Here is a 21,034-nt window from a genome sequence, read left to right on the forward strand (position 1 = left end):
GCCGGGCCCGCAGCTGATCTGCCGCACCAGCTCGACGGCCCGCTCGCGCGCGGCGGTGTCCGGCGCCGCGGGTGCCGCGGGTGCCGCGGCGCTCCGGGACAGGCCTGTGTGCACCGCGCCGTGGTCGCCGAGGACGAAGACGGCGGCGTCGACCCCGGTGAGCCGGGCCGTCGCGGCGGCCGCCGTCCGGGCGAGTTCTTCGAGGTCGCGGGCGCCCTGTACGTCGACGACGGCCCGGGAGAGCAGGGTGAGGTGGTCGAACTGGGCCTGGCTGTCGGTGAGTTCGCGGGCCCCGCGGAGCGCGGCGCGTACCACGGCGCGGATCTCCTCCGGTTCGGCGGGCACCGTCAGATAGGCCTCCCCGCCCGCGTCGAGCGCCCGGCAGCGGTCCGCCGGGACCGAGGGGCGGGCGGAGAAGTGCACGACGGGGATCCCGGCGAGCGAGGGCAGCGCCTTGACCCTGCGGCACAGCTCGAACCCGCTGAGGTCGGGAAGGCCCACGTCCACGAGCGCCACATCGGGCAGCGCCCCCGCGCGCAGCCGCACGTCGAGCTCGACGAGGGCCTCGCCCGCGGAGCCGACCGGGATGACGACGTGGCCCGCCCGGCTCAGGACGGCACCCAGGGCGTACCGGCTGGCGGCGCTGTCGTCGACCACCAGGACGGTGCATCCGACGGCGGTCCCAGGTCTGCGAACCATGGCGTTCACGAGAAGGCCCCTCAGGAAACGGAGCGGGTGCGGGCCCCCTCGGCTCGCCGCACCAAACTACCGCCGGACACCCGTGTGGCGACCTGTGCTTCGTCCGGTTCACCGTTCCGGGTGGCGCGGCCCAACCCGGCTTACCTGCCCGGTACTTCCCGCCCGGTACTTCCCGTTCGGTGGGCAATGCGGCGAGTGACGGGTAAGGTCGCGTCCCGTGACCGCACGCCTAGCCGACATCGCAGCACAAGCGGGGGTCAGCGAAGCGACCGTCAGCCGCGTGCTCAACGGGAAGGCGGGGGTCGCCGCGGCCACCCGCCAGTCCGTCCTCGCCGCCCTCGACGTGCTCGGCTACGAGCGCCCCGTGCGCCTCAAGCAGCGCAGCGCGGGCCTCGTCGGCCTGATCACGCCGGAACTCGAGAACCCGATCTTCCCCGCGCTCGCGCAAGTCGTGGTGCAGGCCCTGACCAGGCAGGGTTACACCCCGGTCCTGGCCACCCAGACCCCCGGCGGCTCCACCGAGGACGAGCTCACGGAGATGCTCGTCGACCGCGACGTCAGCGGCATCATCTACGTCTCCGGGCTGCACGCCGACACCACCGCCGACACCCAGCGCTACGAACGCCTTCGCGGCCAGGGCGTCCCCTTCGTACTCGTCGACGGGTACGCGCCGGCGGTCGCGGCGCCCTTCATCTCGCCGGACGACCGGGCCGCGGCCCGGCTCGCGGTGACACATCTGCTCTCGCTCGGCCACACCCGGATCGGCCTGGCGGTGGGGCCGCGCCGCTTCGTGCCCGTACAGCGGAAGATCGAGAGCTTCGTACGCACGATGGCGGAGCGGCTCGACCTGTCCGGGGACGAGATCGAGCACGACCTCGTCCAGCACTCCCTCTACACCCTGGAGGGCGGGCAGGCCGCGACGTCGGCGCTGCTCGACCGGGGCTGCACGGCGGTGGTGTGCGCGAGCGACATGATGGCGCTCGGTGCGATCAGGGCGGTGCGCGAGCGCGGCATGGACGTGCCGAAGGACGTCTCCGTGGTGGGTTTCGACGACTCTCCGCTGATCGCCTTCACCGATCCGCCGCTGACCACGATCCGCAAGCCGGTGCACGCGATGGGTCAGGCTGCGGTGCACACGTTGCTGGAGGCGGTGGGCGGCACGCCCGCACCGCCGAGCGAATTCGTGTTCATGCCGGAGCTGGTGGTGCGGGGGTCCACGGCCGCGTCAGCAGCGGTATCCGTAGGGGTTCGGCCTCGTCCGTAGGGCGTAGCGGGTGCGTCCGTGACCCGCCCAAGGGATGATCGGTCGGGGGGTCGTGATCTGGCAGACTCTGTGCCTATGGGTGAAATGACCGTGACGACACGTGAAGGCCGAAAAGGGGCCACACCCTCACCCATCGCGGAAGACCGCGCCGGGCGTCGCCTTCGGGCGCCGCGGCGCCCGCGCCTCTGGTTCGAGATCCTGCTGATCGCGGTGAGTTACTACACGTACTCCCTGATCCGCAACGCGGTCCCGGAGCAGAAGGCACAGGCGCTGCGCAATGCCGACTGGATCTGGCAGGCGGAGCACAGCCTCGGGATCGCCGTCGAGCAGACCGTCAACCATGCCGCGAATTCGGTGAGTTGGCTCATCGTCGGCATGAACTACTACTACGCGACACTGCACTTCGTCATCACGTTGGGCGTGCTGGTGTGGCTGTTCCGCTACCATCCCGGCCGCTACGCGGCGACCCGTCTCGCGCTGTTCGCGACGACGGCGGTCGCCCTCGTCGGTTACTACTTCTATCCGCTGGCGCCACCGCGCCTGATGACCGGCAGCGGCTTCATCGACACCGTCGCGGTGCACCAGACCTGGGGCTCGATGGCCTCGGGCAACCTGAAGAACATGTCGAACCAGTACGCGGCGATGCCGTCGATGCACATCGGCTGGTCGCTGTGGTGCGGCATGACGATCTTCGCGCTCGCCTCGGTGCCGTGGGTGCGGGTCCTCGGGCTCGTGTACCCGGCGCTGACCCTGGTGGTGATCGTGGCGACCGCGAACCACTTCTGGCTGGACGCGGTGGGCGGCATGCTGTGCCTGGCGTTCGGGTTCGCGGTGGCGCGGGCCTGGTACGGGGCGCTGCCGCACGCGCTGCCGCGGCTGGTGGCCCCACCACAGATGCCGGTCAAGGCCTGAGGCCTGTCGGCGCAGGGGCGGCACCGGACGGTGCCGCCCCTGCGCCGTGCGTCAGGCGCCCCGGTGCGTGATCCGGCCGTCCGTCACCGTGAGGACGACGGGGGCCTCGGCGACCTCGTCCGCGGGGGCCGTGACCGGGTCGAGGCCGAGCACGGTGAGGTCCGCGCGCAGGCCGACCGCGATCCGGCCGCCTTCCGCCGCCTGGCCTGCGGCGATCGCCGCGTGCGAGGTGACGCCTTCCAGCGCTTCGAGGCCGGTGAGCCCCTGTGCGGGGCCCGCCGCGCCTTCCGGCACCCGTGCCATGGCGAGCACCTTCCGGGCGTCGTAGTGGGCGATCGGCCAGTCCGAGCCGAGCGCGAGCACGGCGCCCGCGTCCCGCAGGTCACGGGTGCGCCAGGCGCGGGCGGCGCGCGCGTCACCGAGCCGCTTGGACCACTCGTCGCTGTGGTCGCCCTTCGTGTACGCGGTGTGCGGGGGCTGCATCGACGCGGCGACGCCGAGCGCGGCGAACCGAGGGATCGTGTCGTCGGGCACGGACTCGATGTGCTCGATCCGGTGCGCGCCGCGGCCGCTCTCCCCGAGCGCCTCGATGGTGTCGAGGGCGTGCCGGACGGCGGCGTCGCCGATGGCGTGCGTCGCGGTCCGCACGCCGGCCGCGTGCAGATGACGCACGGCTTCGCTGTACGCCGCCGGGTCCGGCCAGAAGGCGTCGGTGCCCTGGCCGTGGCAGTCGGCGTGCTCCAGCCAGGCGGTGCCGCCCTCGACGGTGCCGTCCATGAAGAACTTGACGCCGCCGACCCGCCAGCGGCGTCCGCCGAGCTTCTGGAGCGCGACCAGCTCGTCGAGCCCGGCGCGGTCCACGCCCGGCATGCACCAGGGCGAAACGGTCAGCCGCAGCGGCAGATCGGCGCCCTCCTCCACGGCGGCGAGCAGGTCGAGTCCCGAACCGTCCATGACGTGGGCTCCGGTGAGACCGGTGGCGGCCATGGTGCTCAGCAGCTCGACGAGTCCGGCGCGGCGGTCCTGGTCCGAGGCCCGGGGAGCGACCTCGTACACCAGGTCCATGGCGGCGTGCTCGACGAGGTATCCGGTGGGCCGCCCCTCGCCGTCGCAGACGACCTCGGCCCGCTGGTCGAAGGAGCGCGGTCCCGTGATCCTCGCGGCGTCCAGGGCGGCGCCGCTGACCAGCGCGGAGTGGCCGTCGTACAGCCGCAGGAAGGCGGGCGCGCCGCCGAGTACGTCCTCGATGAGCTCGCGGTGGATGGGCCGCCCCTCGAAGGCGTTGTGGTCGAGCCCCCACCCGACGACCCACCCGCCGAGCCGGTCTGCTGTGCGCAGGGCGCCCCGGAGTCCGTCCAGGTCGACCACTCCGCTGAGGTCGACGCCGGTCGCCATCTCCAGGCCCCAGACGGGGTGACTGTGCGAGTCGACGAGGCCGGGGAGAACGTGGGCTCCGGCGAGGTCGATCCGTTCGGTGCCCGGCCCCTGCCAGTCCCGTACGAGGTCGTCCGTGTCACCGACGGCGACGATGCGGCCTCCGGCCACGGCCAGGGCGGTTACCTCCGGCTGGGCCGGGTCGAGTGTGCGGATGTGGGTGTCGGTGAGGAGGAGGTCGGCGGATGGCATGGTGCGGTTCGCTCCGTTTCTGGTCACGCCGTTGCGTCGGCGGGTGCGGTTCTTGCTGTGGCTGGGTTCGCGCCCCGCGGCGGAGCCGCATATGGACACAGCCCCGCGCCCCTAATTGCCGAACCGTGCATACGTCTCCGGGCGGGATCGCCGTAGGCGCCACGCCAGCGCGAGGCCCAGCACGAAGACCGCCGGGGCCACCGCCAGGAGGATCCAGTTGACCAGCGGGGACGCCCCCGTGAAGAGGTCGACGTGCGTGGCCACCAACCCGATCGCGACGGCCAGGAGAACCGTCGCCACGACCGGCGCGACGACCGTCCGCAGCACACCCTCCTGGTGCGTGATCCGCCGGAAGAAGAACGGGACGGCGAGCGCCGCGAGGAGCTGGAGGGCCATCAGGCCCAGCATTCCCGGGGTGTTGACCCACAGCAGCAGCTGGTCGTACGGGTCCGCCCCGGCCGCCCAGAAGCCGAGCACGACGACCGCGCCGAGAACCGTCTGCGCGAGCCCGGCGACGTACGGGGAACGGTGCTTGGGGTGGATGCGGGCGATAAAGCGCGGCAGGACACCTTCGTCGGCGAGGGCGAGGGCGTACCGGTTGATCGCGTTGTGGAAGGCGAGGAGCGAGGCGATGACGCTGGTGACGATGAAGACGTGCATCAGGTCCGCCGCCCAGCCGCCGACGAAGGTGGTGATCGCGGTGAAGAAGAGGTTCGCGGGGTCGTCGCCCGCCGCCTTGACCACCTGCGCGTCGCCGAAGGACTGGATGGCGATCCAGACGGTGAAGGCGTAGAAGAGGCCGAGGAAGGCGACCGCGATGTACGTGGCGCGGGGCACGGTGCGGTCCGGGTCGCGGGCCTCGCGGCGATAGATGACGGTCGACTCGAAGCCGGTGAACGCGGCGAACGCGAAGGCGAGGACCGCGGCCGTGCCGGGCACGAGGACGTTGCCGGGTGCGAAGGAGGCCAGGGACAGGCCGTGCGCGCCGCCCTTGAGGAGCACACCGCCCGCCAGCAGGATCAGGATGCCCGTCTCCGCGACGAGCAGGACACCGAGCACCTTGGCGCCGAAGTCGATCGAGCGGAAGCCGCCGTACCAGATCAGGACCAGGCCGACGAGGGAGACCGGCAGCCAGGGCACGTCCGCGCCGAAGAGGGAGTGCACGGTGTCCTGCGTGGCGGAGCCGAGGAGCCCGTAGACGCCGATCTCCATGCCGTTGTAACCGACCATCGCGAGCAGCGCCGCCCCGATTCCGGCCGGCTTTCCGAGGCCCTGCGCGATGTACGAGTAGAAGGCGCCGCCGCCGGTGACGTGGCGGCTCATCGCGGTGAAGCCGATGGCGAAGACGGCGAGCGTGATGCCGGCGAGCAGGTATCCGGCGGGCGCTCCGACGCCGCCGAGGGAGATGGCGATGGGCGCGACGCCCGCCATGACGGTGAGCGGGGCGGCGGCGGAGATCACGAAGAACGCGATGTCGGAGGTGCCGAGGGTGCCGGTGCGCAGGCCGGGTGGCGCGCTCGGCGGTGCGGTCTCGGTCTTCGGGGAAGTCACGGTCATACGGCAGGAAGCCCCTCTGGCGGACGGCCCGGACTGCGGACGGGCGTAAATCTAAAGGCTTTTGGTTTTCGCAATGTAACCTCCCGTTGGGCATACGGGAAGACCCGATTTTGTGGAGCCACGGAGGAGGAACCTGGATGGGGCGGCCGCGCAAACCCCTCCTGGACCGGGAGCGGATCACCACGGCGGCGCTCGCCATCGTCGACGAGAACGGCGAGTTCAGCGTCCCGCAGGTGGCCCGCAGGCTGGGCGTGCAGACGGGCTCGCTCTACCACCACGTCGACGGCCGCGACGGCATCGTGGAGCTGCTGCGCGAGCGGATCTGCTCCGCGATCGACGAGACGCCGCTGACCTCGGGCCTCCCGTGGGACGAGGCGATCGCCGGGTGGGCCCGCTCCTACCGCGCCGCGTTCGCCGCGCACCCCAAGGCGATCCCGCTCCTGACGACCCATCCCGTGCGGGCGCCCCGGGTCCTCGCCCAGTACGAGCTGGGGGTGGCGCTGCTGCTCGACGCCGGGTTCGCGCTGCCGGACGTGATGCCGGTGATCATCGCCCTGGACAACACGGTGCTCGGCTCGGCGCTCGACATGGCGGCGCCCGACGCCATGTGGGAGCCGACGGAGGAGGGCCTGACCCCGCTGCTCGAACGGGCCCTGGGCGCCGGGCCCGAGGGCCGTACGGACGCGGCGTTCGAGCTGGCGCTCACCGGGTTCGTCGCGCGCTGCCGGGTGCTGCTCGACGCGTAGGGCTCGTGTAGGGCCCGCGTAGGGCGCCGGGACCTTCGTCCCGCGCGTTCACGACCGATGGCATCTGCCGCCGGGGCCCGTCCGGGGGGATCGTCGAAGGTCCAGACCTCGACGGTACGGACGGAGCGCCGGTTTCATGGCAACGGCTACGGCAACGGTACGCAAGGGCACGGCAGGCGCGAAGGTGGCGGCTCCGGGCGACGAGTCCCACCCCTTCGGCGCGCTGCAGCGCAAGCACGCCCCCGAAGACGAGGGGACGGCCGTGGCGACGACCTTCGTCCACCGGGGGCCTTCGGGTCTGCCGTGGCTGTCGGGCACGACGTCGGTGAAGGTGGCGTGACGGCAGAGACCGGGTGACGGGGCCCGTCACCCGCCGTAGAACCGCTCCTCCATCACGGCCCGCGCGCGCCGCGTAGTGCGCCGGTAGTCGTCCAGCATGTCCCCCACATGCCCGGGGTCGTACCCCAAGTACCGGCCCACCGCGCCGAGTTCACGCCCGTCCGACGGGAACGTGTCGCCGGGCCTGCCGCGCACCAGCATCACCGCGTTGCGCACACGGGCGGCAAGGACCCACGCCTCGTCGAGGATCTCCGCGTCCTCGGCGGGGATCAGCCCGGCGGCGCACGCCGCGGCGAGGGCCTCGCGGGTGCGCGTGGTGCGCAGACCCGGTTCCGCCCAGCCGTGCCTGAGCTGGAGCAGCTGCACCGTCCATTCGACGTCGGAGAGGCCGCCTCGGCCCAGCTTCGTGTGCAGCGTGGGGTCGGCGCCGCGCGGCAGCCGCTCCGACTCCATGCGGGCCTTGAGGCGGCGGATCTCCAGAACGGCGTCGTCGCCGAGGCCCTCGGCGGGATAGCGCAGCGGGTCGATCAGATCGATGAAGGCGCGGCTCAACTCCCCGTCCCCCGCGACGGGTTGGGCCCGCAGCAGCGCCTGCGACTCCCAGACGAGGGACCAGCGGCGGTAGTACGCCTCGTAGGACTTGAGTGTGCGCACCAGCGGGCCCGACTTGCCCTCGGGGCGCAGGTCCGCGTCGATGAGCAGCGGCGGATCGGCGCTCGGCAGGGCGAGGAGCCGGCGCATCTCGGAGACGACCTTGTTGGCGGCCTGCGCGGCCTCGTGGTCGTCGACGCCCTCGCGGGGCTCGTGCACGAACAGTACGTCGGCGTCGGAGCCGTAGCTCAGCTCGTGCCCGCCGAAGCGGCCCATGGCGATGACGGCGAAGCGGGTGGGCAGCGTGTCGCCCCAGCCGTCGCGGACCACGGCGCGCAGCGTCCCGGCGAGCGTGGCGGCCGTCAAGTCCGATACGGCGGCGCCCACTTGGTCCACCAGGGCGCCCCGGTCGGTGACGGCGGGCGTGTCCTCGGTGCCGTACGAGGCGATGATGTCGGCGGCCGCCGTGCGCAGCAGCTCGCGGCGGCGCACCGCGCGCGCCGAGGAGACGCCCTGCTCGCCGCCCTCCGCCCGCCGCACCGCCGCGAGCGCCTCCTGCTCCAACTGGGCCTGGCCGCGCGGCTCCAGGCCCCGCTCGTCGCCGAGCAGCGCCACCGCTTCGGGGGCGCGCATCAGCAGGTCGGGGGCGAGGCGCCCGGCGGACAGGACCCGCGCCAGGTTCTCGGCGGCCGCACCCTCGTCGCGCAGCAGCCGCAGATACCAGGGCGTCTTGCCCAGCGCGTCCGACACCTTGCGGAAGTTGAGGAGCCCCGCGTCCGGGTCGGCGGAGTCCGCGAACCAGCCGAGCAGCACCGGGAGCAGCGTCCGCTGGATGGCGGCCTTGCGGCTGACCCCGGACGCCAGCGCCTCCAGGTGGCGCATCGCGGCGCTCGGGTCGGCGTAGCCGAGCGCGACGAGCCGCTCGCGGGCCGCGTCCGCACGCAACCTGGTCTCACCCGGGGCGAGTTGGGCGACGGCGTCGAGCAGTGGCCGGTAGAACAGCTTCTCGTGCAGGCGGCGGACGACGGAGGTGTGCCGCCGCCAGGCCCGCTTGAGGTCCGTGATGGGTTCCGTGCGCATGCCCATCGAGCGGCCGATGCGGCGCAGGTCGGGATCGCCCTCGGGCACCAGGTGCGTACGCCGCAACTTGTAGAGCTGGATACGGTGTTCGAGCGTGCGCAGGAACCGGTAGGCGTCGTCGAGCTGCACGGCGTCGACCCGGCCCACGTATCCGCCGTCGGCGAGCGCGGCGAGCGCGTCCAGGGTCGTTCCACTGCGCAGTGCGATGTCCGTGCGCCCGTGCACCAACTGCAGCAGCTGCACGGCGAATTCGACGTCGCGCAGGCCGCCGGGCCCGAGCTTCAGCTCCCGGTCCTTCTCCCCCGCCGGGATGTTCGCCACGACCCGCTTGCGCATCTTCTGCACATCGGGCACGAAGTTCTCCCGCTCGGACACCTGCCACACCATCGGCGCCACGGCCGCGACGTACTCCTCGCCGAGGTCCAGGTCGCCCGCGACCGGGCGGGCCTTGAGCAGCGCCTGGAACTCCCAGGTCTTGGCCCAGCGCTGGTAGTAGGCGAGGTGCGAGGAGAGGGTGCGCACGAGCGGCCCGTTGCGCCCCTCGGGCCGCAGGTTGGCGTCGACGGGCCAGATGGTGCCCTCGACGGTGGTGTCGGAGCAGATCCGCATCATGTGCGAGGCGAGCCGGGTGGCGGCCTGGATCGCCTTCCCCTCGTCGGCGGACCCGTCGGCCGGCTCCCCGACGAAAATGACGTCGACGTCGGATACGTAATTCAGTTCATGGCCACCGCACTTGCCCATCGCGATCACGGAGAGCCGGCACAGCGCGGCGTCGGCGGGGGACGCCGTGCGGGCGATGGCGAGGGCCGCGCGCAGCGTCGCCGTCGCCAGGTCGGCGAGTTCGGCCGCGGTCTCGGTGATGTCGGTCGTGCCGCACACGTCGCGGGCGGCGATGGACAGCAGGCAGCGCCGGTAGGCGATGCGCAGCGACACCTCGTCGGTGACGTCGACGAGCCCCTGCTCGAACTCCTCCACGCCGGGGTGCAGATCGCCCGACTCGTACGTGACCAGGGCCCGCCAGTCCTTCGAGTGCCGGGCCAGGTGGTCGGCGAGCGCCTCGGAGGAACCGAGCACGCCGAGCAGCCGGTCGCGCAGCGGCTTCGCCGCGACGAGCGTGTCGACCAGCTCGCGCCGCGCCGTCTCGTCGTCCTGCGCCTCGACCAGTCTGACGAGGCCGAGGAGCGCCAGGTCGGGGTCGGCGGCGGCGCCGAGCGCGTCCAGGAGCAGCGGGTCGGAGCGCACGGCGGACAGGCCGGGGGCGTCGAGCAGCCGCTCGGCGGTGGACGGGTCGGTGAAGCCGAGCCGCAGCAGCCGGGTGAAGGTGCTGCTCCTTCGGCCGCCCGTCCACCGTCCCCCTTCGTGCGGCACCGACATCATCGCCCGGCCTCCTGTTCGATCAACGGTGGCCTTGAGCCTACTGCGCTGCGGGCTGCACCGATGAGTTGTGCGGCCGTGGCAGGTCCCCACTTGCGTACGAGTGGCCACGTACAAGGAAAGGAACGCCCACGATGGAGCACGACGCCCGCACCGGCACCGGCACGCCGCGCACGTCGATCGATCCGCGCTACAGCTCCCCCGGCGCCGAGCCCACCCCGTGGGCGGCGGCCGAACGGCTGCTGACCGGCGCCGAACTGTTCTGGGTCTCCACGGTGCGCCCCGACGGCCGCCCCCACGTCACGCCTCTCCTCGCCCTCTGGCGGGACGGGGCCCTGCACTTCACCTCCGGCGAGCGCGAACGCAAGTCGCTCAACCTCGCCGGGAACCCGGAGGTCGTCCTCACCACCGGCACGAACGCCTGGGCGGCGGGCTTCGACGTGGTGGTCGAGGGGCGGGCGGCACGGGTCACGGACGCGGACCGCCTGCACGCCCTCGCCAAGGCCTGGGAGGAGAAGTACGGCCCGGCCTGGCACTTCGAGGTCCGTGCCGACGGCGCGTTCCAGGGCCAGGAGGGCCCGTCCCTGGTCTACGCGGTCGCGCCGCGCACGGTCTTCGGCTTCGGCAAGGGCGAGGAGTTCACACAGACCCGCTGGCGATTCGAGTGACCGCAGGACACCCGGTGAGAGGACAGACCATGGAGTGGACCCTCGAGGTGATCGTCGTTCCCGTCTCCGACGTGGACCGCGCCAAGGACTTCTACGCGAACAAGGTGGGCTTCAAGGTCGACCTGGACAGCCAGGTGGCCCCGGGCATCCGCATCGTGCAGCTCACGCCGCCGGGCTCCCGCTGTTCGGTCACTCTGGCGGAGGGCCTGCCCGGAGCGCCTGGCCAGCCGACCATGGCCCCCGGCTCGCTCACCGGTCTCCAGGTCTGCGTCACCGACATCGCGGCGGCGCGCGAGGAACTGCTGACGCGCGGTGTCGACGTCAGCCCGGTGCAGCACGCGGGGCCGCAGGGGTGGCAGGAGGGCCCCGGCGAGGTGTGGAACTCGTTCATGTTCTTCACGGACCCGGACGGCAACGGCTGGACGGTGCAGGAGGCGCCGGCGCCCCTGTCGGAACGCTGAGCACCGGCGTCCACGTGGGTCCGGAACCGGCGATTCGCCCCTACCTTGTCCCCATGGAAATGACCCTTGAGGTAATCGGCCTGCCGGTGTCGGACATCGACCGGTCCAAGGCCTTCTACGTCGACAAGGTCGGCTTCCGCTGCGACGTCGACCGCGAAGTCATGCCCGGCGCCCGCATCGTCCAGCTCACCCCGCCCGGCTCCGGCTGCTCGGTCACCCTCGCCGCGGGCGTCCCGTCCCCGACGGGCACCGCGACCCCGGGCACGTACCACGGCCTGCAACTGTGCGTCACCGACATCAAGGCGGCCTACGAGGAACTCCGCGCCCGCGGCCTCGACGTCTCGGAACCGGTCCAGTACGCCCCCGACGACGGCGGCACCTTCATGCACTTCACCGACCCGGACGGCAACGGCTGGTCCATCCAGGAATACCGAAAGCGCTCCGCTGTGCCGTTGCGGGACGCGTTGTAGACCGGGCGGGTCCCGGAACGTTCGCCCCTGCCTTGGCGGACCAATGCCTCACGGGCTGCCGGCGGCCGAGATGCTCTGCACGACGTTGCCCAGGACGGCGAGAATCCCCTGCCCGAACCCGGTCGGCGCGATCAGCACGCCGAACACCAGCACGATGAACACGGTCGTCCACTGGTTGGCCTTGCTCTGGAACTGGCCCTTCCGACCTATGCGGAAGTAGATGATCACGGCCAGCAGGACCGCGACGTTGAGCGTCAGGATCACTTGGCCCACCCCCTTCTGATCAGGACCGTGCCGTCGGCCGCCGTGGTGGCGGTGCTTGCACTGGATCGCCCGGACAGCCGACGGCGGGCCGTGCGCCGCGCCGGGCGACGGCCGCTCACCGGGACGCACCCGGTGGCCGCAGCCCTTCTCCGCCCATCACACAGTCCTCACCCCGTGCCCCCATGAACGAACTCCCCCTCAGGCCAGATGCGTTGGCGCAACCCCGCTCCAGTCATATGACAGCACGCACCACTGACATGACGTAAGGATGCGATCACAGAGAGCAGTGTCATTCGGCCAGCACAGCTCTCCCTTGCGCCCACCCCGCAGCAGCGGCCTGCTCGCTCGACGCCGCCGATGCCTCGCCGCTCCCACCACACACGGCGGGGCCGCCGGTCACAGACCGGCGGCCCCGAAAGCCTGATGCGGTGCGAAACCGCGCTGACCTGCCCTTACAGCACCGGCAGGTTCTTCCGCAGCTCGAAGGCCGTGACCTCCGAGCGGTACTCCTCCCACTCCTGCTTCTTGTTGCGCAGGAAGAAGTCGTAGACGTGCTCGCCCAGTGTTTCGGCGACCAGTTCCGAGCGTTCCATCAGGGTGATCGCCTCGCCGAGGTTCTGGGGGAGCGGCTCGATGCCCATCGCGCGGCGTTCCGCGTCGGAGAGGGCCCAGACGTCGTCGTCGGCGCCCGGAGGGAGTTCGTAGCCCTCTTCGATGCCCTTGAGGCCGGCCGCCAGGAGGACCGCGTAGGTGAGGTACGGGTTGGCGCCGGAGTCGATGGAGCGGACCTCGACGCGGGCCGAGCCGGTCTTGCCGGGCTTGTACATCGGGACGCGGATGAGGGCCGAGCGGTTGTTGTGGCCCCAGCAGATGTAGGACGGGGCCTCGCCGCCGGCGCCGGCCGTGCGCTCCGAGCCGCCCCAGATGCGCTTGTAGGAGTTCACCCACTGGTTGGTGACGGCGGAGATCTCGGCGGCGTGCTTGAGCAGGCCCGCGATGAAGGAGCGGCCGACCTTCGAGAGCTGGTACTCGGAGCCCGACTCGTAGAACGCGTTCCGGTCGCCCTCGAAGAGGGAGAGGTGCGTGTGCATTCCGCTGCCCGGGTGTTCCGAGAACGGCTTCGGCATGAAGGTGGCCTGGACTCCTTGTTCCAGCGCCACCTGCTTCATGACCAGGCGGAACGTCATGATGTTGTCCGCCGTGGAGAGCGCGTCCGCGTAGCGGAGGTCGATCTCCTGCTGGCCCGGCGCGCCCTCGTGGTGGCTGAACTCGACCGAGATGCCCATCGACTCGAGCATCGTGATCGCCTGGCGGCGGAAGTCCATGCCCACGTTCTGCGGGGTGTGGTCGAAGTAGCCGGAGGTGTCGGCGGGCACCGGGCGGGTGCCGTCCAGCGGCTTGTCCTTGAGCAGGAAGAACTCGATCTCGGGGTGGGTGTAGAAGGTGAAGCCGAGGTCGGAGGTCTTGGCCAGGGCCCGCTTCAGGACATAGCGCGGGTCGGCGAAGGACGGCGAGCCGTCGGGCATCAGGATGTCGCAGAACATGCGCGCGGTGCCGGGGGCCTCCGCGCGCCACGGCAGGACCTGGAAGGTGCCCGGGTCCGGCTTGGCGATCATGTCGGACTCGTAGACACGGGCGAAGCCCTCGATCGCGGAGCCGTCGAAGCCGATGCCCTCATCGAACGCCTGTTCCAGCTCGGCCGGGGCCACGGCCACCGACTTGAGGAAGCCCAGCACGTCCGTGAACCACAGACGTACGAACCGGATGTCGCGCTCTTCAAGCGTACGGAGCACGAATTCCTGCTGCTTGTCCATCTCTCGCTTCCACCCATCCTTGCTGGTCAGACCGCCTGTTCCCACGCCGTACAGAGGGCCTGGTCACATCCCACCACATGCCGGTTTCCGGCGCGTTGCCGACCTTGATCGTCACTGATCGGCCGGTGATGTGTTCATAGTGCCTGGCGAAACCCTCAGGGCCATAGTGCGCGCCTTACGACCCGTACCGCCGGACGACCGGCGGGGGCCTCGCGCCAGGGGCTGCGGGCCGACCCTCGATGCGCCCAAATCAGCCTATCCCGACCGGAGTTGAGCCGACTTGACGCCTTCTTGATCGTCTCATTCCCCCCGCGTGAACGGTTGTTGGCAAGAGTGGCCTCCTCTGCGTGTGCATTACACATGCACCTCAGCATCTCCAGTACCTCTATCCAGGGGGGTTCCACATGAGATCCAACCGCGGCACACGCCGCACCCGGGCAGGCCTGAGCATCGCGGCCACCCTTCCGCTGCTCGCCGGCGCCCTTGCCCTCGCCGCCCCGGCACACGCCCAGCCGAGCCGCGACACCCTCTCCGGCACCAGGCCGCTGTGGGCCACCGGCGCCGCCGACAAGGGCGACACCGCGGACGGCGGCAAGGTCACCGCTCGCGTCTACCTGGCGGGCCGGGACGCCAAGGGCCTCGCCGCGTACGCGAAGGCCGTGTCCGACCCGTCGTCCGCGCGGTACCAGAAGTATCTGAGCGCCAAGGAGGCGCGCGGCCGCTTCGGGGCGACGAAGGAGCAGATAGCCGGGGTCACGGCCTGGCTGAAGTCCTCGGGCCTGACCGTGACCGGATCCACCGCGCACTACCTCTCCGTGTCGGGCGACGTGGCCGCCACCGAGAAGGCCTTCGGCACGCAGCTGCACGACTACACCAAGGGCGGCCACACCTACCGCGCCCCGTCCGGCACCGCCTCCGTCCCGGCCTCCCTCGACGGCGCCGTGCTCACGGTGACCGGCCTGGACAGCGCCCCGCACAAGGCGACGAAGCAGGACCAGCTGCCGCCGCCGAGCGCCGTGTTCCGCAACGCGGGCCCGTTCTCCACGTACTACGGCTCCCACACCGCGAGCACGCTCCCGGACGCGTACGGCACCAAGGTCCCGTACGCCCCGAAGGGCTACACGGGCAAGCAGCTGCGCGCCGCGTACGGCGCCGGCAAGGCGACCGGCAAGGGTGTGAAGGTCGCGATCACCGACGCGTACGCCTCGCCGACCATCGCCAAGGACGCGGCGGTGTACGCGAAGAAGCACGGTGACGCGGCGTACAACACAGGGCAGTTGAAGCAGGTGCTGCCGAAGACGTACACGAAGACCAAGGAGTGCGACGCGGCCGGCTGGTACGGCGAGGAGACCCTCGACGTCGAGGCCGTGCACGCGACGGCCCCGGCCGCCGACATCACGTACGTGGGCGCGGCCTCCTGCTACGACGACGACCTGCTCGACTCGCTCGGCAAAGTCGTCGACAACCACCTCGCCGACATCGTCTCCAACTCCTGGGGCGACATCGAGGCCAACCAGACGCCGGAGCTGGCCGCCGCGTACGACCAGGTGTTCCAGCTCGGCGCCGTCGAGGGCATCGGCTTCTACTTCTCGTCCGGCGACAACGGCGACAACGTCGCGTCGACGGGCACGAAGCAGGTCGACACGCCCGCCAACTCGGCGTGGGTGACGGCGGTCGGCGGCACCTCGCTCGCCGTCGGCAAGGGCGACCGGTACCAGTGGGAGACCGGCTGGGGCACCCTGAAGTCCAACTTGGCCGCGGACGGCAAGAGTTGGACCGACTTCCCGGGTGCGTACACCTCCGGCGCGGGCGGCGGCACCAGTAAGACGGTCGCGCAGCCCGACTACCAGAAGGGCGTCGTACCGGACGCGCTTGCCGGTGCCAACGGCGGCAAGAACCGCGTCGTGCCGGACATCTCCGCCATCGCCGACCCGAACACCGGCTTCCTGGTGGGGCAGACGCAGACCCTTCCCGACGGCTCGCTGGGCTACGACGAGTACCGCATCGGCGGCACCTCGCTCGCCGCGCCGGTGGTCGCGGGCGTGCAGGCGCTGGCGCAGCAGACCGGCGGCGGCAAGTCGCTCGGCTTCGCGAACCCGGCGATCTACGACCGGTACGGCTCGGCGAAGTACCACGACGTGGTGGACAAGCCCGGGGGCAAGGACCTCGCCGTGGTCCGCGTCGACTACGCCAACAGCTACGACGCGTCGGAGGGCCTGCTCACCTCGGTGCGCAGCCTCGGCAAGGACGCCTCCCTGAAGGCCGTCAGCGGCTACGACGACGTGACGGGGGTCGGCTCGCCGGCTCCGGGTTACGTGAACTCGTACCGGCGCTGACCCGAGGACGCCCCGGCGGCGGGTGGGCGCTCACCCGCCGCCGGGGCCCCGCGCCTCGCGGATACCCGGTAGGGGTAGGGTGCGGGGCATGGCGAGGACGCGGAGCGGCACGGGGCGCGGGCAGCGGCTGCTGCTGTTCGCCGCGCTGCTCCTCGGGATCGTCGGGATGCATACGCTGGGGCATCCGTCGGGCCACGACGCTGCGATGCCGACGGAGAGCGCGCACGTCGCGATGGCCGCCGAGCACGGCTCCGCCGCCACCGTTCACGAACGCCCCGACTCCCCCGGCCACAGCGGCATGGACCCGCTGAACGTATGCCTCGCCGTCCTCGGCTCGTTGACGCTGCTGTTGCTGACGGCGGTGGTGCTTCGCCCGCTGCTCGTGGCCGTAGCGCCGGGGCCGCGCGCCCGCGGCCTGGCCCTGGCCCAGCGCCCGAACCCTCCCCCACCCCGAAGACTTCTGTCCCAGCTGTCGGTACTGCGTATTTAGGGCCCTTCTGACGGATCTTGCCGGAGTCGCGAGCCCTGGCACGCACATCTGCCGCGTTGTCGTCGGTTGCCAACGCTCCGCGTTGACGCCCTCCTCCGCCTTGCAGCTGCACGCACCAGACCCCGCTTGTCGGCACCGCCCGTGGCGGTCGTCCGCGTCCGGCCTGACCCGTCAGAAGGACCCTGGCCTGCGCCCCGTTTCGCACGCCTGAATTCACCCTCATCGACAGCGAGGTACACACGCATGCGCGAAAACACTCCGCGCACCCCCACCCGCCGCACCCTGCTCGGCGCGGCGATCGCCGTGGCCGGGGCGGGCACCCTGGCGGCCTGTTCCGGTTCGTCGTCGGGCCACGGCGGCCACGGCGCGGCCGGATCCGCGCCCGGCGGCTACGTCGACCCCGCGGGCAAGGAGGTCGCCGCCGCCGAGAAGAAGCGCGGCGCCGACGGCCGGGTCCGCGAGGTCCGGCTCACGGCCGCCGCGGCCCCGCTCGACCTGGGCGACCGCACGGTCAAGTCCTGGTCCTACGGCGGCGATCTGCCCGGCAAGGAGGTCAGGGTCACGGCCGGCGACACGCTCGATCTCACCCTCGCCAACCATCTCCCCGAGCCCACGTCGATGCACTGGCACGGCATCGCGCTGCGCAACGACATGGACGGCGTACCGGGCCTGACCCAGAAGTCCGTCGCGCCGGGCGCCGACTTCACGTACCGCTTCAAGGTCTCGCACCCCGGCACGTACTGGTTCCACCCGCACTCCGGCACGCAGCAGGACCGCGGCCTGTACGCGCCGCTGATCGTGGAGGACCCGAAGGAGCCGCTCTCCTACGACAAGGAGTGGGTGGTCGTCCTCGACGACTGGGTCGACGGGGTGGCCGGTTCGACGCCGGACGCGGTGCTCAAGGAGCTGCGGTCCGGGATGGACCACGGGGGCGGTTCGGGCGGCGGCCACTCCGGCCACGACATGCCGGGGATGGAAGGCATGTCGATGCGCTCCACGCGCACGGAGGAGTCCCCCTCGCCCTCGGCCGACAGTCCCTCCCGCATGATGATGGGCGCGAAGAGCGACCTGCTGGGTGGCGACGCGGGTGACGTGAAGTACCCGCACTACCTGGTCAACGGCCGTACTCCCGCGGCCCCTTCGTCCTTCGAGGCCCGCCCCGGCGACCGCATCCGGATCCGGTTCATCAACGCGGGCGGCGACACGGCGTTCCGCGTCGCGCTCGGCGGCCACGAGATGACGGTGACGCACACCGACGGCTTCCCGGTGCGCCACGCGAAGACGGAGGCGTTGCTGCTCGGGATGGGCGAGCGGTACGACGTGCTGGTCACGGCGGGCGACGGGGTGTTCCCGCTGACGGCGCTCGCGGAGGGCAAGAAGGCGTCTGGGCTCGCGGTGCTGCGTACGGGTTCGGGCGCGACACCAAAGGCCACGTCCCGCCCCAGGGAGCTGACCGGCCGCCTCCTCACGGCGGACAAGCTCCGCGCGGACGAATCGGTGGCCCTCGCCTCCCGCAAGCCGGACCGCACGATCAGGCTCCAACTGACGGGCGGGATGGCCAAGTACGACTGGGCGTTCAACAAGAAGCCGTACGACCCGGATCAGCGTCACCCGGTGCGCGCGGGCGAGCGGGTCCGCCTGGTCTTCGCCAACTCGACGTCGATGTGGCACCCGGTGCATCTGCACGGCCACACGTTCTCCCTGGCGAACGTCGCCGACGGCCCCCGCAAGGACACGGCGATCGTCCTCCCGAACGCCACCCTCACGGCCGACTTCGACGCGGACAACCCGGGCCTGTGGATGGTCCACTGCCACAACGTCTACCACTCGGAGGCGGGCATGATGACGGTGCTCGGCTACCGCGGCTGACCTCCGCACACGACTGAGGGCGGGGCACATCCGTGTGCCCCGCCCCTTCGTCGTACACGCCGTCGTACACGCCGCCGTACACGCCGTCGTACACGCCCGTCAGCGGCGCGCGGGCTCCTGCTCCGTCGGAACGTGGGAGGCCACCAACCGCCCCGGTGCCACCGAGGCACGCCCACGGTCCACCGCGTACGCCACCGCCGCGACGCCCAGGCCGAGCACCGCCAGGGCCGCGCCCGCGGTCGCCGGGGACGTCACGCCGAAGCCCGCGGCGAGCGCGAGGCCGCCGATCCAGGCGCCGCCGGCGTTGGCCAGGTTGAAGGCAGCCTGGTTCGCGGACGAGGCGAGGGAGGGGGCCGCGGAGGCCTTCTCCATCACGATCAGCTGGAGCGGGGAGCCCGTCGTGAACGCCGCCATGCCGAGCAGGAAGACGGCCAGGGCCGCGCTCCACTCCGCGCGCATGAGGAGCGGGAAGAAGGACAGGACCACGACCAGCGAGGCCAGGCCGCCGAAGAGGGTGCGGCGCAGGGAGTGGTCCGCGAGACGGCCGCCCATGAGGTTGCCGATGGTGGCGCCGACGCCGAAGAGCGCGAGCAGCAGCGTCACGGACGCGTCCGCGTAGCCCGCCGCGTCCGTGAGCATCGGCGTGATGTAGCTGTACGCGGCGAAGAGCGCGCCGAAGCCGGCGACCGTCGTGCCGAGCGCGAGCCAGACCGGGAGGGACTTCAGGGCGCGCAGCTCGCCTCGTAGCCCCGCGGCCGTCTCGCTGTGGCCGTGGTCCGCGGGGACCAGCGCCACCAGCGCCGCGATCGCGACCAGGCCGATCGCGCTGACCGCGAGGAACGTGGCGCGCCAGCCCAGCTGCTGCCCCATCGCGGTCGCGGCGGGCACGCCGATGACGTTGGCGATGGTCAGGCCGAGGAACATGAGCGAGACCGAGCGGGCCTTGCGCTCGGGGGCGACCAGCGAGGTCGCCACCACCGCGCCGACGCCGAAGAACGCTCCGTGCGGCAGTCCGCTGACGAAGCGGGCGAGCATGAGCGAGTGGTAGTCGGGGGCCGCCGCCGAGACCGCGTTGCCGACGACGAACAGCGCCATCAGGCCGATGAGGACGCGGCGGCGCGGCATCCGCGCGGTGACCGCGGCGAGCAGCGGCGCGCCGATGACCACACCGAGCGCGTACGCGGAGACGAGGTGTCCGGCGGCCGGGATCGATATGTGCAGGTCGTCGGCGACGTTGGGCAGCAGGCCCATGATGACGAACTCGGTCGTGCCGATGCCGAAGGCGCCCACGGCGAGCGCGAGCAGGGCGAGGGGCATGAAGGAACTTTCGGGTAGCGACGGCGTAGGTGCGACATACGTAAGTTTACGTACGGAACAAAGTCTCGCCCATCGACTATTCCGTGAGGTTAAAGCGCCGTGACGAGCGGTGGACCGCTCGGCGTCACAAGTCGACCCGCGCCGCGATCGGCAGATGGTCGCTCCCGGTCCCCGGCAGCGTCCACGACGTGACCGGCTCCACACCCTTGACCATGATCTGGTCGATGCGCGCCATCGGGAACGCGGCCGGCCAGCTGAACCCGAAGCCGCTGCCCGCCGCACCCTGCGTGGAGCGCATCTGCGCGGTGACGCCGTTCAGCGCGCGGTCGTTCATGGTGCCGTTCAGGTCGCCGAGGAGGACGACCTTGCCCAGCGGCTCGTCGGCGATCGCCTCGCCGAGCGCGTCCGCGCTCTTGTCGCGCTGGCTGGCGGTGAACCCGGAGTTGAGCTTCACGCGCACCGACGGCAGATGGGCGACGTACACCGCGACCTTGCCCTGCGGTGTCGCGACGGTCGTGCGCAGCGCCCGCGTCCAGCCCAGCTTGATGTCGACGGGCTGGGTGTCGGAGAGCGGGTACTTGCTCCACAGCCCGACCGTGCCCTTGACCGCGTGGTACGGGTAGGCGCTCGCGAGCGTGTCCCGGTACGTCGGCAGCGCCTGGGCCGTCACCTCCTCCAGGGCGATGACCTGCGCGCCGGACGCGGCGACGTCCTTCGCGGTGCCTGCCGGGTCGGAGTTCTCGGCGTTGACGTTGTGCGTGACGACGGTCAGGTCGCCGCCGCTGTCCGTCTTGTCGGTGAGCAGCCCGCCGAAGAGGTTGAACCAGACGATCGCCGGGGCCAGCACCGCGACCACCGCGGTCGCCGACCTCCGTACGAGACCCAGGACGAGCAGCACCGGAATGAAGACACCCAGCCACGGCAGGAACGTCTCGGTCAGGGAGCCGAGGTTGCCGACGGTGTTGGGGATCTGCGCGTGCAGCAGTATGACGAGCGCGAGCAGGATCGCGAGCGCCGCGAGGACGAGCCCGCGCCGCCAGTAACCGCGGTCACCCAGCGGTCGGCCACCCTGACGTCGGAGCCCGGCTCCCGGTCCGGTGGTCCCGGTTCCGCTGCCGTCGCCGCCCTTGTACGCCTGCGCCATGCCGTCGTCGCCT

18 protein-coding genes are annotated in these 21,034 nt (G+C 71.6%); 10 read left to right on the top strand and 8 right to left on the bottom strand.

Annotated features, from left to right (window positions below):
• The coding region (locus tag OKJ99_RS34905; RefSeq protein ID WP_326022316.1) for a response regulator at nt 1-699 on the bottom strand (699 nt) is incomplete at its 3' end.
• A gap of 217 nt (nt 700-916) precedes the next feature.
• Here OKJ99_RS34905 and OKJ99_RS34910 point away from each other — a divergent pair.
• Both OKJ99_RS34910 and OKJ99_RS34915 read left to right on the top strand, forming a co-directional pair.
• Complete coding sequence (locus tag OKJ99_RS34910; protein WP_326022267.1) at nt 917-1,963, top strand: LacI family DNA-binding transcriptional regulator; 1,047 nt, start codon at nt 917-919, stop codon at nt 1,961-1,963.
• Between the two features lie 75 nt (nt 1,964-2,038).
• Nucleotides 2,039-2,875, top strand: a complete 837-nt coding sequence (locus tag OKJ99_RS34915) for a phosphatase PAP2 family protein (protein ID WP_326022268.1) — start codon at nt 2,039-2,041, stop codon at nt 2,873-2,875.
• A 51-nt stretch (nt 2,876-2,926) separates the two neighbouring features.
• Here OKJ99_RS34915 and OKJ99_RS34920 read toward each other — a convergent pair whose 3' ends face one another.
• Nucleotides 2,927-4,501 (bottom strand): amidohydrolase, encoded by a 1,575-nt coding sequence (locus tag OKJ99_RS34920; protein WP_326022269.1) that lies wholly within the window; start codon nt 4,499-4,501, stop codon nt 2,927-2,929.
• Nucleotides 4,502-4,612: 111 nt separating this feature from the next.
• A complete protein-coding gene (locus OKJ99_RS34925) occupies nt 4,613-6,058 on the bottom strand; it encodes an APC family permease (protein ID WP_326022270.1) in 1,446 nt (481 codons plus the stop codon).
• Nucleotides 6,059-6,195: 137 nt separating this feature from the next.
• On the opposite strand from OKJ99_RS34925, the gene OKJ99_RS34930 reads away from it, so the two are divergent.
• Together OKJ99_RS34930 and OKJ99_RS34935 are read left to right on the top strand one after the other, a co-directional pair.
• Nucleotides 6,196-6,804, top strand: a complete 609-nt coding sequence (locus OKJ99_RS34930) for a TetR/AcrR family transcriptional regulator (RefSeq protein ID WP_326022271.1) — start codon at nt 6,196-6,198, stop codon at nt 6,802-6,804.
• A gap of 136 nt (nt 6,805-6,940) precedes the next feature.
• On the top strand, nt 6,941-7,144 hold the full coding sequence (locus OKJ99_RS34935) for a hypothetical protein (RefSeq protein WP_326022272.1): 204 nt from the start codon (nt 6,941-6,943) through the stop codon (nt 7,142-7,144).
• Between the two features lie 26 nt (nt 7,145-7,170).
• Here the strand turns inward: OKJ99_RS34935 and OKJ99_RS34940 are convergent, their stop codons facing one another.
• Nucleotides 7,171-10,188 carry a bifunctional [glutamine synthetase] adenylyltransferase/[glutamine synthetase]-adenylyl-L-tyrosine phosphorylase gene (locus OKJ99_RS34940; protein ID WP_326022273.1) on the bottom strand — a complete coding sequence of 1,006 codons (3,018 nt, stop codon included), beginning with the start codon at nt 10,186-10,188 and terminating at the stop codon, nt 7,171-7,173.
• A gap of 134 nt (nt 10,189-10,322) precedes the next feature.
• Here OKJ99_RS34940 and OKJ99_RS34945 point away from each other — a divergent pair, with 134 nt between their 5' ends.
• From OKJ99_RS34945 to OKJ99_RS34955, 3 genes are read left to right on the top strand one after another with little or no spacing between them, the layout of a single operon-like run.
• A complete protein-coding gene (locus OKJ99_RS34945) occupies nt 10,323-10,856 on the top strand; it encodes a pyridoxamine 5'-phosphate oxidase family protein (RefSeq protein ID WP_326022274.1) in 534 nt (177 codons plus the stop codon).
• Between the two features lie 29 nt (nt 10,857-10,885).
• Nucleotides 10,886-11,317: a VOC family protein gene (locus OKJ99_RS34950; protein ID WP_326022275.1), complete on the top strand. Its 432-nt coding sequence runs from the start codon at nt 10,886-10,888 to the stop codon at nt 11,315-11,317.
• 53 nt (nt 11,318-11,370) lie between these two features.
• The gene (locus OKJ99_RS34955) at nt 11,371-11,787 is read left to right on the top strand and encodes a VOC family protein (RefSeq protein ID WP_326022276.1); all 417 of its coding nucleotides are present in this window, start codon (nt 11,371-11,373) and stop codon (nt 11,785-11,787) included.
• A 48-nt stretch (nt 11,788-11,835) separates the two neighbouring features.
• On the opposite strand, the gene OKJ99_RS34960 is transcribed toward OKJ99_RS34955, so the two are convergent.
• Nucleotides 11,836-12,051, bottom strand: coding sequence for a hypothetical protein (locus OKJ99_RS34960; protein WP_326022277.1), 216 nt, complete (start codon nt 12,049-12,051; stop codon nt 11,836-11,838).
• A 452-nt stretch (nt 12,052-12,503) separates the two neighbouring features.
• A complete protein-coding gene (locus OKJ99_RS34965; protein ID WP_266720302.1) occupies nt 12,504-13,865 on the bottom strand; it encodes a glutamine synthetase family protein in 1,362 nt (453 codons plus the stop codon).
• A 404-nt stretch (nt 13,866-14,269) separates the two neighbouring features.
• Here OKJ99_RS34965 and OKJ99_RS34970 point away from each other — a divergent pair, with 404 nt between their 5' ends.
• From OKJ99_RS34970 to OKJ99_RS34980, 3 genes are all read left to right on the top strand, one after another.
• Nucleotides 14,270-16,201 (top strand): S53 family peptidase, encoded by a 1,932-nt coding sequence (locus tag OKJ99_RS34970; RefSeq protein ID WP_326022279.1) that lies wholly within the window; start codon nt 14,270-14,272, stop codon nt 16,199-16,201.
• Between the two features lie 88 nt (nt 16,202-16,289).
• Nucleotides 16,290-16,691, top strand: coding sequence for a DUF6153 family protein (locus OKJ99_RS34975; protein ID WP_326022280.1), 402 nt, complete (start codon nt 16,290-16,292; stop codon nt 16,689-16,691).
• A gap of 243 nt (nt 16,692-16,934) precedes the next feature.
• Nucleotides 16,935-18,560: a multicopper oxidase family protein gene (locus tag OKJ99_RS34980; RefSeq protein WP_326022281.1), complete on the top strand. Its 1,626-nt coding sequence runs from the start codon at nt 16,935-16,937 to the stop codon at nt 18,558-18,560.
• A 99-nt stretch (nt 18,561-18,659) separates the two neighbouring features.
• Here OKJ99_RS34980 and OKJ99_RS34985 read toward each other — a convergent pair whose 3' ends face one another.
• Both OKJ99_RS34985 and OKJ99_RS34990 read right to left on the bottom strand, forming a co-directional pair.
• Nucleotides 18,660-19,877, bottom strand: coding sequence for an MFS transporter (locus OKJ99_RS34985; protein ID WP_326022282.1), 1,218 nt, complete (start codon nt 19,875-19,877; stop codon nt 18,660-18,662).
• A gap of 124 nt (nt 19,878-20,001) precedes the next feature.
• A complete protein-coding gene (locus tag OKJ99_RS34990) occupies nt 20,002-21,021 on the bottom strand; it encodes an endonuclease/exonuclease/phosphatase family protein (RefSeq protein WP_326022283.1) in 1,020 nt (339 codons plus the stop codon).
• Nucleotides 21,022-21,034 lie beyond the last annotated feature (13 nt).

Source organism: Streptomyces endophyticus (assembly GCF_035798155.1).
Classification (GTDB): Bacteria; Actinomycetota; Actinomycetes; order Streptomycetales; family Streptomycetaceae; genus Streptomyces; species Streptomyces endophyticus.